The sequence below is a fragment of the Micromonospora sonchi genome (assembly GCF_014646235.1).
Lineage (GTDB): Bacteria > Actinomycetota > Actinomycetes > Mycobacteriales > Micromonosporaceae > Micromonospora > Micromonospora sonchi.
In genome coordinates this window covers 24,356-38,016 of the sequence record NZ_BMNB01000044.1, presented here as the reverse complement: position 1 = coordinate 38,016, position 13,661 = coordinate 24,356, and the positions used below count along the sequence as shown (strand labels likewise).

General features: G+C 71.1%; 13 protein-coding genes. 11 read left to right on the top strand and 2 right to left on the bottom strand.

Annotated features, from left to right (window positions below; all coding sequences use genetic code 11):
* Window positions 1-65: 65 nt before the first annotated feature.
* Complete coding sequence (locus tag IEY61_RS28825; protein ID WP_229706530.1) at window positions 66-1,517, bottom strand: FAD-dependent oxidoreductase; 1,452 nt, start codon at window positions 1,515-1,517, stop codon at window positions 66-68.
* A 233-nt stretch (window positions 1,518-1,750) separates the two neighbouring features.
* On the opposite strand from IEY61_RS28825, the gene IEY61_RS28820 reads away from it, so the two are divergent.
* The 7 genes from IEY61_RS28820 to IEY61_RS28790 all read left to right on the top strand — a co-directional run bounded on the left by IEY61_RS28820 (window position 1,751) and on the right by IEY61_RS28790 (window position 9,054).
* Window positions 1,751-2,320, top strand: coding sequence for a nucleosidase (locus tag IEY61_RS28820; RefSeq protein WP_189049994.1), 570 nt, complete (start codon window positions 1,751-1,753; stop codon window positions 2,318-2,320).
* A 120-nt stretch (window positions 2,321-2,440) separates the two neighbouring features.
* Entirely contained in the window at window positions 2,441-3,484 is a 1,044-nt protein-coding gene (locus IEY61_RS28815; protein WP_189049992.1) for an aromatic ring-hydroxylating dioxygenase subunit alpha, read from the top strand.
* Entirely contained in the window at window positions 3,481-3,690 is a 210-nt protein-coding gene (locus IEY61_RS28810; protein ID WP_229706529.1) for a hypothetical protein, read from the top strand. Before IEY61_RS28815 ends, IEY61_RS28810 begins: the two co-directional genes overlap by 4 nt.
* Window positions 3,687-4,640: a PDR/VanB family oxidoreductase gene (locus tag IEY61_RS28805; RefSeq protein ID WP_308424600.1), complete on the top strand. Its 954-nt coding sequence runs from the start codon at window positions 3,687-3,689 to the stop codon at window positions 4,638-4,640. Before IEY61_RS28810 ends, IEY61_RS28805 begins: the two co-directional genes overlap by 4 nt.
* Before the next feature lie 30 nt (window positions 4,641-4,670).
* The gene (locus IEY61_RS28800; RefSeq protein ID WP_189049990.1) at window positions 4,671-5,465 is read left to right on the top strand and encodes an IclR family transcriptional regulator; all 795 of its coding nucleotides are present in this window, start codon (window positions 4,671-4,673) and stop codon (window positions 5,463-5,465) included.
* A gap of 87 nt (window positions 5,466-5,552) precedes the next feature.
* The gene (locus tag IEY61_RS28795) at window positions 5,553-6,422 is read left to right on the top strand and encodes a PaaX family transcriptional regulator (protein WP_189049988.1); all 870 of its coding nucleotides are present in this window, start codon (window positions 5,553-5,555) and stop codon (window positions 6,420-6,422) included.
* 202 nt (window positions 6,423-6,624) lie between these two features.
* Window positions 6,625-9,054, top strand: coding sequence for a DUF6351 family protein (locus IEY61_RS28790; RefSeq protein WP_189049986.1), 2,430 nt, complete (start codon window positions 6,625-6,627; stop codon window positions 9,052-9,054).
* A 55-nt stretch (window positions 9,055-9,109) separates the two neighbouring features.
* Here the strand turns inward: IEY61_RS28790 and IEY61_RS28785 are convergent, their stop codons facing one another.
* Window positions 9,110-9,577 carry a MarR family winged helix-turn-helix transcriptional regulator gene (locus IEY61_RS28785; protein ID WP_189049984.1) on the bottom strand — a complete coding sequence of 156 codons (468 nt, stop codon included), beginning with the start codon at window positions 9,575-9,577 and terminating at the stop codon, window positions 9,110-9,112.
* An 82-nt stretch (window positions 9,578-9,659) separates the two neighbouring features.
* Between IEY61_RS28785 and IEY61_RS28780 the strand changes: the two genes are divergently transcribed.
* Genes IEY61_RS28780 through IEY61_RS28765 form a run of 4 tightly spaced genes read left to right on the top strand, consistent with a single transcriptional unit; the run spans window position 9,660 to window position 13,552 of the window.
* Window positions 9,660-10,586 carry an SDR family oxidoreductase gene (locus IEY61_RS28780; RefSeq protein ID WP_189049982.1) on the top strand — a complete coding sequence of 309 codons (927 nt, stop codon included), beginning with the start codon at window positions 9,660-9,662 and terminating at the stop codon, window positions 10,584-10,586.
* Window positions 10,587-10,610: 24 nt separating this feature from the next.
* Window positions 10,611-11,507: an amidohydrolase family protein gene (locus tag IEY61_RS28775; protein ID WP_189049980.1), complete on the top strand. Its 897-nt coding sequence runs from the start codon at window positions 10,611-10,613 to the stop codon at window positions 11,505-11,507.
* A 19-nt stretch (window positions 11,508-11,526) separates the two neighbouring features.
* On the top strand, window positions 11,527-11,979 hold the full coding sequence (locus tag IEY61_RS28770; RefSeq protein WP_189049978.1) for a MaoC family dehydratase: 453 nt from the start codon (window positions 11,527-11,529) through the stop codon (window positions 11,977-11,979).
* A 49-nt stretch (window positions 11,980-12,028) separates the two neighbouring features.
* Window positions 12,029-13,552 (top strand): acyl-CoA synthetase, encoded by a 1,524-nt coding sequence (locus tag IEY61_RS28765; protein ID WP_189049976.1) that lies wholly within the window; start codon window positions 12,029-12,031, stop codon window positions 13,550-13,552.
* The last annotated feature ends 109 nt before the right edge of the window (window positions 13,553-13,661 follow it).

The following is a 13,661-nucleotide window of genomic DNA, read 5'->3' as shown; positions in this document are numbered from 1 at the left end:
CCCCCTCGCGTTGATCATGAGGTTAGCGGCAGTTGAGGAGATCAACTTCGCCGCTAACCTCATGATCAACGGGGTGGGGGTGGGGGTGGGGGTGGGCGGGGTGGGGGTGGCGGGTGGGGTGGGTGGGGGTGGGGTGGGGGGTGGTGGGGGCGGCGGTTTGCGCGGAGGGCGTTCAGGATTACGTGGGGGCGGGCCAGTGAGCTTGGGTGCGCCCGCATGGAGACGACGTCGTTGAAGCGGCGGGCGGTGGTCACGTCCGTGACGGTTGCCGCGACGATCTGCCGGCTGATCCAACTGGAGAACCGGTAGCCGCGCGGGTAGGGACCCTCGACGTGCGGCAGCGCCAGGTCGGCGGAGGTCGACAGGGACCAGGCGGCGTCGACCACCACCTGCTGGAGGGCGAGGAACTCGCGCGCGGGCCGCGCCAGGTCCGGCCCCGACCGCAGGTAGGTCGACAGGCAGGCCGCGTGCAGAGCCGCCGCCGTGACCCCCTGCCCGTACACCGGGTTGAACGACGCGACCGCGTCGCCGACCGGGACCAACCCGGCGGGGAAGCGGTTCAGCGCGTGGAAGTCACGCCGCCGGCTGTCGGCGTGGTGGTAGGTCCGGACCTCGCCGAGCATCTCGCACCCGGCGACCTCACCGAACTCCGGCGGGAACTGCTCCCGCAGCCGTCGGACGAAGTCCTCGGCGGTGTGCCCGGGACGGTGGTTCGCGTAACCGGCCATCATCACCATCCAACGACCTTCCTCGATGGCGAAGAAGGCGGCGCCGGCGACGTCCGACGAGAGCCGGGGACTGTTCAACGCCAGGACCACGGTGTGCTCCGGGTTCCCGGCCGGGCGGCGGAACAGCGCCGTCGCGTAGTTCAGGTGCACGGTCATCCGCCGCATCGCGGGCCGCTGCCAGCCGGCCTGCTCCAGCCAGTCGGAGAGCCGGCTCGACCGGCCCATCGCGTCCACCACGAGGTCCGCGTTCTCGACGCCGGGCGCCCCACCGACGTCGTACCGGACCCCGGTGGTCGCCGCACCGTCGAACACGAGACCCGTGGCGCGGGCGGTGACGGTCTTGACGTTGGGCAACCGAAGCACGTGCTGGCGGATCAGGCCCTCCAGCAGCGGACGGCTGCCGGCCAGACTGTCGGCGTCGTCCGGCACCGTCACCTTCAGCCGGCCGTCGAGGTAGTTGCGTCGCGCCGCCGGGGGTGCCTCGATCGCGCCCTGAGCCAGGGCCCGCTCACGGAAGCCGGGAAACAGGTGCTCCAGCTGGAGGAAACCACCAGGCAGCAGCGCGTGCAGCTGCGTCCCCTGGGGTACGCCGGGCCGCTGCCCGGTCACCCGCAGGTCGTCGCGGTCGATCATCACGACGGACTCCGCGTGATCGGACAGCACCCGGGCAGCCAGCAACCCCGCGATGCTGCCACCCATCACGACGGCCTTGCCCAACATCGGCGACGGCTGGGCGGGGTACCGCACCGCGTTCAGCGCGGCGAAGACCCGGGCCGGGGCAAGGGACATTATGCTCTCCAAAGGGGTGCGAGGTGGGGTCGCCCCTGCCTCTGCCTGCTGCGGGACCGGGCAGAGACAGGCGGGCGGGACCGGGTGGTCGGCATGACGCTCAACGAGCGTTGCACAGGCAGGGCACGCAACTTCGCGCACCCATGGTGTCCGCGTCACGACAGTCCGTGAGATGGCCGGGCCGCAGTCGGTGGCGGGACAAGCCCGGTCGCAGGTGTCGCTACCATCGCCCGATGCAGTTGCGCGGCACGATCGACCCCGACCGCCCGCTCCTCGTCCTGGCACTCGCGGAGGAGGCCGCCCGCCTCGATCCGCGTCTCCCGGTGCTGCTCACCGGCATGGGGAAGGTCAACGCCACGGCCGCCGTCGCGGCGGTGCTGGCCCGCGGCGCGCTGCCGGCGGTGGTGGTCAATCTCGGCACGGCCGGTGCGCTGCACCCTGACTGGACGGGTACCCACGAGGTGGGCAGCGTCATCCAACACGACCTGGACACCGAGTTCATCCGTCGGCTGACCGGGCAGACCGTCGGGGCGCCGCTGACCCTGGCCGACACCGGCCCGGTGCTCGCCACCGGCGACCAGTTCATCGCCGACGACGAGGCCCGCGACGCGCTGGCCGCACGCGCCCAACTGGTGGACATGGAGGGCTACGCCGTGGCCTCGACGGCACGCCGGTTCGGCGTACCGGTCCGCCTGGTCAAACAGGTCAGTGACGGGGCCGGCACCGGAGCCGGCCGTACCTGGCAGGAGTCGGTGGACGACTGCGCGCGGCTGCTCGCCGAGTGGGTCGCCGACCAATTCTGACGATGGGGTGCGCGAGAACGCCCCGCCGGCTTTCATTCAGTGAAAACGCGTCTCCCCGACGGCGGCTCCCCACGGGATGATCCGGCCACAACGTCGTTCACCACCGGGAGGTTCGATCGCATGCCCTTCGCACGTGATCAGTGGTACGTGGCGGCCTACGGCAGCGAGGTCGGGCGGGAACTGCTCGCCCGTACGGTGCTGGGTGAGCCGCTGGTCCTCTACCGCACCGAGGCCGGGGAGGCGGTGGCGCTCGCGGACCGCTGCGTACACCGGCGGTACCCGCTGTCGGAGAGCCGGCTCGACGGCGACAGCATCGTCTGCGGCTACCACGGCTTCACCTACGACCAGACGGGCACCTGCGTCTTCGTGCCGGGTCAGCAGCGCATCCCGCGTACCGCCCGGGTGGCCGCGTATCCGGTGGTGGAGCAGGATTCCTTCATCTGGGTGTGGATCGGTGACCGGGAGCGGGCCGACCCCACCACCATCCCCCGCGCGCCGTGGCTGGCCGATCCGGCGTACACGGTGGTGCGCGGGATGGCGCCGCTCAACGCGCGCTACCAACTGCTGGTGGACAACCTCATGGACCTGTCCCACGAGACCTACCTGCACGGTGGCTACATCGGCACGCCGGAGGTGGCGAACACGCCGATCACCACCGAGGTGGACGACGAGAAGGGCATCGTCTACGTCAGCCGGCACATGGACGACGCGGAGTGCCCGCCGTTCTACGCGCGCTCCACCGGGATCCAGGGCCGGATCACCCGGTGGCAGGACATCGAGTTCCACCCGCCCTGCCTCTACCTGCTGCACAGCCGGATCGCGCCGCAGGGCGTCTATCCGCCGGCGGAGGGTCCGGACAGCGACGCCTTCCACGCCGAGATCGTGTACGCCATCACCCCGTCGACCGAGAACACCACCTACGACTTCTGGGCCGTGGCGCGTGACTTCGCGATCGATGACGAGTCGGTCAGCGAGTACCTCTACCAGAGCAACCACACCGTGGTCATGCAGGACGTGACCGCGTTGAACCTCCTGGAGCAGGTGATCGCCTCCGAGCCGGACAAGTACCAGGAACTCAGCATCAACATCGACACCGGTGGTCTGGCCGCCCGGCGCCTGCTGGCCCGGATGATCGGGTCGGGGACGGTGGGAGCGCCACAGTGAACCGCCGCATGCTCACCGGCGACCGGGTCTACCGGATCCACTGGATGCCGGGCACCGACATCCTGCGCGGGGTCTGCCACTGCGGCGCGGAACGCGTCGCCGAGGAGCCGGTCGAGTTGTGGGAGTGGTTGCTCGCTCACCCGCAGGGCCACCAGGCCCCGGCCGCGCCGACCCCGACGCCGCAGCGGCAGGCGGTGTCGGCGTGACCGGGGACAGCCCGGCCGGAATGGACCTCGTGGTGATCGGCCGGGAGCAGGTGGCGGCCGAGGTCGTCGCGATCACCCTGGGCCGCCCCGACGGCGGCGACCTGCCAGCGTGGGCCCCAGGCGCGCACGTCGACCTGGAGTTGGGTCCCGGCCTGGTGCGCCAGTACTCCCTCTGCGGTGACCCGGCGGAGCGCGCCACACTGCGGATCGCGGTCCAGCGGGAGTCGGACGGGCGCGGCGGTTCCCGGTTCGTGCACGACCGGCTCACCACCGGCGCGACCGTCCGGGTGCGCGGGCCGCGCAACAACTTCCGGCTGGTCACGGCAGAGCGCTACCTCTTCATCGCCGGTGGCATCGGGATCACCCCGCTGCGGCCCATGGTCGCCGCCGCCGACGCCGCCGGTGCCGACTGGCGGCTGGTGTACGGGGGACGCAGCCGCGCCAGCATGGCCTTCGCCGAGGCCCTGCGCGACAAGTACGGCGACCGGGTGAGCCTGTACCCGCAGGACGAGACCGGGCTGCTCGATCTGGCCGGGTTACTGGGTCGGCCCGATACCGGTCTCGTCTACTGCTGCGGCCCGGAGGCACTGATCAGCGCGGTGGAGGAGCGCTGCCGCGGCTGGCCACCCGGCTGCCTGCACGTGGAGCGCTTCGCGCCGACGGAGGCCACCGGTGGCGAGGAGACGACGATCGAGGTCGAGCTGAGGCTCTCCGGGCGGACGGTGACCGTACCCCCGGGCACGCCGATCCTCGACGCGGTGGAGAAGGCCGGTGTGCAGGTGCTCTCCTCCTGCCGGGAGGGCACCTGCGGCACCTGCGAGACCACCGTGCTCGCCGGCGAGCCGGAGCACCGCGACAGCCTGCTCACCGAGGAGGAACGGGCCGCGGGCGACACCATGATGATCTGTGTCTCCCGGGCCCGGACGCCCCGGCTGGTCCTGGAGCTGTGACCGATCGGCGCGGGTGGGGATGATGGCGGGGTGGGCACGCAACCGGGTCGGTCGGTCACCAGCAAGGTGCTGGCGCTGCTCGACGCGTTCTCCCCCGCCAGCCCGACGCTGACCCTGAGCGAGCTGGCCCGGCGGGCCGAGCTGCCGCTGCCCACCGCGCACCGGCGGGTGGCGGAGCTGGTCGCGTGGGGAGCGCTGGAACGCGGCGACGACGGGCGGTACCGCATCGGCCTGCGGCTGTGGGAGGTGGGTTCGCTCGCCCCGAGGGGTCTGGGGCTGCGCGAGCTGGCCCTGCCGATCATGGAAGACCTGTACGAGGTGACCCACGAGAACGTCCAGCTCGCCGTCCGGCAGAATTTCGAACTCGTCTTCATCGAACGGATCGCCGGGCGGCGCGCGGTACCCGTGCTCACCCGGGTCGGCGGCCGCTTCGCGCTGCACGCCACCGGAGTGGGGCTCGTCCTGCTCGCCTACGCGCCGACCGAGGTGCAGGAGCAGGTGCTGGCCGCGCCGCTGGAGCGGTACACCGCGCTGACCATCACCGACCCGGTACGGCTGCGCCGCCGTCTCGCCGAGGTGCGTCGCGCCGGGTACGCGATCAGCGACCGCCAGGTCACGATGGACGCCCTCTCGATCGCCGCACCGATCCGCGACCCGGATGGTGTGGTGGCGGCGATCTCGCTGGTCGTCGCCCATGACCGGGCGGACCCGGTGGCCCTGGCACCGTTGGTCCAGGCGGCCGGCCGGGTGCTCTCCCGGGCGCTCGGCGCGTACCGGCAACCATCGGGTCGGGTGCCGTTACGGTCTCGTCACGAGAGGCAGTAGATTCATCCGGGTGCCCGCCGTCCGTCATGCACGTCCGCTGACCGCTCGCCCCTGGCCGCTGGTGATCGGCACCGGGTCATGCTGGTCGTGAACGAGGACGACCCGCTCACACCGGCGGACCGCTCGGCGGCGGTCGGGCGGGCCCGGGCGCAGCGGCTGCTGGTGACCCTGCTCGGCGACTACGGACACCCGGGGCGGTCGCCGCTGCCGTCCGGCGGGCTGGTCGCGGTGCTGGCCGAGTTCGACATCGCGCCCGCCAACGCCCGCGCCACGCTCAGCCGGCTGACCCAACGCGGCATGCTCGAACGGACCAAGGAGGGCCGGCGCACCAGCTACCTGCTGACCGAGTCGGCGTCGCACATCCTCCGGCGCGGCGCCCGGCGCATCTTCGCCACCACCGACAAGAACGCCTGGGACGGCTGCTGGACGCTGATCGCGTTCACGTTGCCGCTCGACGACGCCAACCAGCGCCGGCTGTTGCGGGCCCGGCTGCGCTGGCTGACGTTCTGGCCGCTGTACGACGCCACCTGGGTCACTCCGCACGACCGGTACGACGAGGTTCGCGAGCAGCTGAGCGAGCTCGGGGTCAACGACGCGGTGGTGCTCCGCTCCACCGACCTCGACCTGCTGCCGAGCGGCCGGGCCCGGCTCGAGGCCGCCTGGCGGATCGACGAGCTGGCCGCCGACTACGAGGCGTTCCTGCAGCGGTACCACGACCTGGCCGAGAGGGCCGCCGCCGGTGCGGTGGCACCGGCGCAGGCGCTCGTCCGGCGTACCGAGCTGGTCAACGACTGGCGTGCCCTGGTGGGCGACGATCCCGACCTGCCGGTCACCTTCCTGCCGGCCACCTTCCCCCGTGCCCGGGCGCGGGCGATGTTCCTGCGTACCTGCGCGGCGCTGGCCCAGTCGGCGCAGGCCCGCTTCGAGGAGCTCGTCCAGACTCCCGACCGGCCCTGAGCGCGGTTCACCGCTGCCCGCCCGAACGGCGGTCGATCTCCCGCCTGGCGCAGATACATTGCAAAATCGTTGACGCTTGATCGGATTTCGCATTATGTTCCCCCTGCGCCTGTGACCACAGGACGTCCAGCCGCACGCTCTCGGCTGAAAGGGGCCCGCCATGCACCCGTATCGATTCAGAGGGCTGACACCGCGACGATCCTTGAAGGTCGCACTCACCACGTTCGTCGCCACCGCACTGATCGGCGGCTCGGCGGCGCTGGCCATGGCCGCACCGCCGATCAACGCAGGTGTCGACCGTACGTTCGATGTGGAGGTCGTCTCCACCCGCGCGGACATGATCAGTGGCGGCGACGCGTTGGTCCGCATCGGCGTGCCGCGCAACGTCCCGCCGCACCAGGTGAAGGTCCACCTCGACGGCCGTGACCTCACCCGTCAGTTCCGCCCGGTCGGTGACGGTCGCACGCTGCTCGGTCTCGTCGACGACCTGGCGCTGGGCGACAACACACTCGAGATCCGGTCCAACGGGCTCGGGCACGGCCGTCCCCAGGCCGACGTCACGCTGGTGAATCACCCCGCCGAGGGCCCGGTCCTCTCCGGCCCGCACATCCCGCTCTTCTGCACCGCCTCGGGCAACCCCTGGAACCTCGGGCCGGTCGACGAGAACTGCCACGTCGCGGCGCCGCGCGTGACGTACCAGTACCGCACCACCACCGGCGGCTTCGCCGCCCTGCCCGACGGCCCCCGACCCGGCAACCTGGCCACCACCACCACGAGCGACGGCCGGACCGTCCCGTACATCGTGCGGATCGAGCGCGGCACCATCAACCGGGCGGTCTACGAGATCGCGCTGCTGCACGAGCCGGGCACTCAGGTCCCCGATCCGTGGACGGCCACCCCGGGCTGGAACAACCGGCTGGTCTACACCTTCGGCGGCGCCTGCGGCATCGGATACACCCAGGCCACGAGCACCGGCGGGGTCATGGACCACACCCTGCTCAGCCGCGGCTACGCGCTGGCCAGCTCGACGTTCAACGTCTTCGCCAACAACTGCAACGACGTCACGTCCGCCGAGACCGCGATGATGGTCAAGGAGCACTTCACGGAGACGTACGGCGTCCCCGACTTCACCATGGGTTGGGGCGGTTCGGCCGGCACGATGCAGCAGTTGCTGATCTCCAACGCCTACCCCGGCATCCTCGACGGCGTCATCGGCCAGATCGGCTACCCCGACGAGCGCTCCACCACGATCAGCGGCCACGAGTGCCGGTTCATCAGCCAGGCCGCCTCCGCCGCCGGGCTGTCGACCGCCCAGCGCACCGCGGTCGGCGGCTTCGGCAGCCCGAACACCTGCGACGGCTACCAGTTCTTCGACAGCGTCGACTGGCCCACCAGCTGCCCGAACCACGTCCCGGCGGCGTTGCGGTACCACCCGGTCAACAACCCGACCGGCATCCGTTGCGCCATGGCGGACTTCATCTCGAACGTGTACGGCGTGGACCCGGCCACCGGCTCCGGCCGGCCGATCATCCCGGACACCGTCGGCGTGCAGTACGGCCTGCAGACCCTTGAGTCGCAGGTGCTCACCCCCGAGCAGTTCGTCCGGCTCAACGAGGGCATCGGCGGCCTCGACGTCGAGGGCAACCGTACGCCGCAGCGCACCTCGGCGAACATCGACGCGATCAGGGTGGCGTACGAGACCGGCCGGATCAACCAGTTCGACGGTGGCCTGCGGTGGACGCCGATCATCGAGACCCGCGGCTACACCGACCCCTCCGGCGACTTCCACGACCGCTTCCGGTCCTGGACCATGCGGGAGCGGATCATCGCGGCCAACGGCAACGCCGACAACCACATCAGCATCACCGCCGCGTCGGGTGCCGCCGCCACGACGGCCCAGAACGAGGCGCTGGCGAGCATGGACGCCTGGCTGACCGCCCGGGCCGCGCTGGCAGCGGCTCGTCCCCAGCTGGACGACGTGGCGCTGACCCGGCTGTCCCGTCCCGAGGGGATGGCCGACGGTTGCATCGCGGCCAACGGGGACCGGATCGTGGAGGAGCTGACCCTGGATCCGGCCGCGCGGTGCAACCAGCTCTTCCCGTACCACCGCAACCCGCGCGTGATCGCCGGCGGGCCGACCAGCTCCGCCGTGCTCAAGTGCCAGCTTCAGCCCCTGAACCGCTCGGCGTACAAAGTGATCTTCACCGACGAGCAGTGGCAGCGCCTGCGGGCGGTCTTCCCCGGCGGCGTCTGTGACTGGTCGAAGCCCGGTGTCGGCCAGGTGCCGCTGGCGAACACCTGGATCCGCTGGGCCGCCGACGGCCCGGGGGCTCCAGCGGAGCTGCCCGTGACGGTGACCGCGCAGGCGCGCTGCGTCGCCGGCAAGGCGTACGTCGCGGTGCAGGCCCGTAACGACCACGGTGCGTCGGTGGACATCGTCCTGGAGACCGCGTACGGCGAGCGGTCGGTGGCGAGCGTGGCTCCGGGTGCGAACGCCTTCCAGCAGTTTGCCACCCGTACGGCCGCGGTCGGGGCCGGTTCGGCGACCGTACGCGCCAGCGGTTCGATCGGTGGCCGGGACGTGACGAGCGTCTTCACCGCCGACTACTCCGGCCTCAACTGCGCCGGCTGATCTGCCCTGTGCCCGTGACCGGGTGGCGCCACGGCGGCGCCGCCCGGTCACGGCGTCAGTCGGGGAAGGCCAGCAGCCGCAGCAGTTCGGCCAGGCGTTCGTGGTCCTCGGGCGTCACGGTGGCGAGCAGGCCCAACTCCACGGCGCGGGCGGACTCCTGGGCTTGGGCGAACAGGTCCCGACCGGCGTCGGTGGCGACGAGGACGTTGGCCCGCCGGTCGGCGGGGTCGGTCCGGCGCTCGATGAGCTGACGCTTCTCCAGCCCGTCGACGAGGGCGACGACCTGGCTCGGATCCAGGCGGAGAAACTCGGCGAGCTCGCGCTGGGTGGGGCGGGCGTCGTCGGCGGCGAGCGCGAGCACAGAATAGGAGCGCGCCTTCAGTCCGTGCTGCGCGAGGACGGCGTTCGCCGCCGCGAGCGTCAGCGCGTTGGCGCGGGCGAGCAGAAAGATCAGGTCCCCACCGAGCACACTGTCCCGCAGGCTCTCCTGCCCCGTCTGCCGGGTCTTCTCCCTACGGGACATGGCGATGATGGTAGCAAGCTTCACAAATAATTGACATTTTCAACGATTCATGCTCAGATCGGCGGGACACGAAGGAGTTTTAATGTCTCTGGACGGCAAGGTCGCCATCGTCACCGGGTCCGGGCGGGGCCTCGGCCTCGCGTACGCGCAGGAGCTCGCCCGACGGGGCGCGTCCGTCGTGGTGAACGACGTCGATGCGCAGACCGCGGCCGACGCCGTCGCGGCGATCCAGGCGATCGGCGGGCAGGCCGTCGCGGTGGTCGCCCCGGTCGGTCCGACCGAGACCGCGAAGCAGCTGGTCAGCGCGGCGGTCGAGAGCTTCGGGCGGCTCGACATCCTGGTCACCAACGCCGGTGTCCTGCGCGACACCGTGCTGTGGAAGATGAGTGACGACGACTTCGACACCGTCATCAACGTGCACCTGCGCGGCACCTTCACCACCGTCCGGGAAGCGGTGCTGCACATGCGGGCGGCCGGCGAGGGCGGGCGGATCATCTGCATCGGCTCCCCCACCGGCCAGCGCGGCAACTTCGGCCAGACCAACTACGCGGCGGCCAAGGCCGGCATCGTCGGCATGGTGCGCACCTGGGCGCTCGAGCTCAAGCGCGCCGGCATCACCGCCAACACCGTCGTGCCCGTCGCCGCGACCGCCATGACCGCGACGGTCCCCTACTTCGCCGCCGCCATGCAGGCCGAGGCGAAGGGCGAGCCGATGCCGGCGTTCTTCCGGCACGATCTCGGCTTCGGCACCGCCGACGACGTGGCCGGGCTCATCGCGTTCCTCGGCTCCGACGCGGCCGCCGCAGTGACCGGCCAGGTGATCGGAGTGGGCGGCGACCGCCTCCAGGTCTGGACCCACCCGGAGGCGGCACTGACCGCCTACCACGAGGGTGGCTGGAGCTACGACGCGCTCGTCGAGGCGTGGCCGACGCAGTTCGCCGGCGCGCTGCAGAGCGTCGGCGAGCGCTTCCCGGAGCTGCCCGAGGAGTTCAAGACCGCCGCCTCCTGACCCACGGACGAAGGTTTCCCGAGCATGTACCAGCCCGCCATCGACCTCGCCGCCCTGACGGCGATCGACATGCACGTGCACATCGAGGTCGACGACCACGGCCACCAGTCGCTGCCCGACGACCTCGTGGCGGCCGCGTCGAAGTACTTCAAGACCGACGGGCCGCGTCCGGCGATCGAGGCGGTCGCGCAGTACTACCGGGAGCGCCGGATGGCGGCGGTCGTCTTCACCGTGGACGCGCGCACCCAACTGGCGCACCCGCCGCTGTCCAGCGTCGAGCTCGCCCGCGCCGCGGCCGAGCACGCCGACGTCCTCATCCCCTTCGGGTCGGTCGACCCGCGTACCGGAGCGGCGGCGGTCGAACTCGCCGCCCGCCTGATCCAGGACGAAGGGGTACGCGGCTTCAAGTTCCATCCCACGGTGCAGGGGTTCGACCCGAGCCGTGAGGAGTACGCGCCGCTGTGGGAGGTGCTCCAGGCCGCGGGCGTGCCGGCGCTGTTCCACACCGGGCAGACCGGCATCGGCGCCGGGATGCCCGGGGGTTACGGCTTCCGGCTCGGGCTGTCGAACCCGATGCTGCTCGATCCCATCGCGGCGGAGTTCCCACAGCTGCAGATCATCATGGCGCACCCCTCCGTGCCCTGGCAGGACGAGGCGCTGTCGGTGGCGACGCACAAGCACAACACCTGGATCGACCTGTCCGGCTGGAGCCCGAAGTACTTCCCCGCCTCGCTGGTGCGCTACGCCAACTCGATGCTGAAGCACCGGGTCCTCTTCGGCACGGACTTCCCGTTGCTCACTCCCGACCGCTGGCTGCGCGACGTGGAGACCACCGACCTCAAGCCCGAGGTGCTCCCGGGCATCCTGAAGGACAACGCCGCCCGGCTACTGGGGCTGGCGGACGCGGCCGCATCCGATTGACGACAACGGGAGGAAGCCCATGACGACCACCATCACCTACGACCAGCTCACCGACCTCGCGGGGACCGACCTCGGCCACACCGAGTACCGGACGGTCACCCAGGACCAGGTGAACCTGTTCGCCGACGCCACCGACGACCACCAGTGGATCCACGTCGACCCCGAGCGGGCGAAGGACGGCCCGTTCGGCGCGCCGATCGCCCACGGCTTCCTCACCCTCTCCCTGGCCGTGCCCTTCTGGACGGAGCTGCTCGAGGTCAAGGGCGTGTCGACGAAGGTGAACTACGGCCTCGACAAGGTGCGCTTCCCGGCCCCCGTCACGGTCGGGTCGCGGGTACGCATGCAGGCCACCGTCGCCGAGGTGGTCGAGGTGCGCGGCGGCTACCAGATCACGGTCGACCAGACCATCGAGATCGAGGGTGGCGCCAAGCCCGCCGTCGTCGCGCGCGGCCTGTACCGCTTCTACGCCTGAGGGCGCCTTCGCCGCTGGCACCCCCGTCGCCACCAGCAGGAGATCGATGATGCACCACCCCGGAATCGGCGCCTGGATGGCCAAGCGCCGGCTGAAGTCGGCCGACAAGACCGCGCTCGTCCACGGCGAGTCGACCGTGACGTACGGACAGTTGGCCGACGGCGCGGATCGCGTCTCGGCGCTGCTGCGGCAGCACGGCGTGGGCAAGGGTGACGCGGTCGCCTATCTGGGCGAGAACAGCCCCGAGTTCCTGCAGGTGATGTTCGGGGCCGTGCAGCTGGGTGCCGTCTTCGTCCCGGTCAACACCCGGCTCGCGCCGCCCGAGATCGCCCACGTGCTGACCGACTCCGCCGCGCGGCTACTGATCCACGATCCCGAGTTCGGCGAGCGCGTGGCCGACGCGGTGGGTCCGGCCGCCGCGACGGCGCAGGTCATCGTCACCGGGGAGGGCACGGCGCACCGCCCGGGGCTCGACCAGTTGCTGCGTACGGCGATCGTGCAGCGCCTCGACGTCGCGCTCTCCCCCGACGACCCCGCGGCGATCGTCTACACCTCCGGCACCACGGGCAAGGCCAAGGGTGCCGTGCTGACCCACGGCAACCTCACCTGGGTCGCGCTGAACTGCATCGTCGACTACGACGTCGTCTCGACCGACGTCGCGCTCATGATCTCGCCGCTGTTCCACGTCGCCTCGCTGGGTATGGGTGCACTTCCGATCATCCTCAAGGGCGCCACCATGGTGCTGGAGAAGGGGTTCGAGCCGGGGCGGGCGCTGGCCCAGATCCAGCGGCACGGGGTCACCATGCTCAGTGGCGTGCCGACCACGTACCAGCTCATGGCCGACCACCCGGACTGGGCCACCACCGATCTCTCCACGTTGACCAAGCTCACCTGCGGCGGCTCGGCGGTGCCCGTACGCATCCTCAACGCGTACGAGGAGCGGGGTCTGTCGTTCTCGCAGGGCTACGGCATGACGGAGGCCGCACCGAGCGCGACGGCGCTGCCGCCCGCGATGACCCGCCGCAAGCAGGGCAGCGTGGGCCTGCCGCACTTCTTCACCGAGGTACGGATCGCCGACTCCACCGGCGCGGCGGCGCCGGCCGGCACCATCGGCGAGATCGAGATCGCCGGGCCGAACATCTTCCCGGGTTACCACGGACTGCCGGCGGAGACGGCGGCCGCGTTCACGGCGGACGGCTGGTACCGCTCGGGGGACCTCGGCTACCTCGACGCCGACGGCTACCTCTACATCTCCGGCCGCCTCAAGGACATGATCATTTCGGGCGGGGAGAACATCTATCCCCCGGAGGTCGAGCGCCTGCTCAACGAAGTGGACGGGGTGACCGGGGCGGCGGTCATCGGCGTTCCCGACGCGCGTTGGGGCGAGGTGCCGTGGGCGATCCTGACCGTACGGGAGGGTGCCGCCGTCGACACCGACACCGTACGGGAGTTCCTCGACGGCAGGATCGCCCGCTACAAGCTGCCGAAGAACGTCGTCATCGTGGACGAGCTGCCGCGGACCGCGTCGGGGAAGGTGCGCAAGACCGATCTCCGAGCCCGGTTCGGCGCCTAGGCGCTCGCCGGAACTGGCTCGACGGGCAGCATTACTCATCGACAACGGTTGATGCGCGGACCCATGGGTGCAATACTCGTGGAAGCGCTCCCACCCACCACCCGTCATG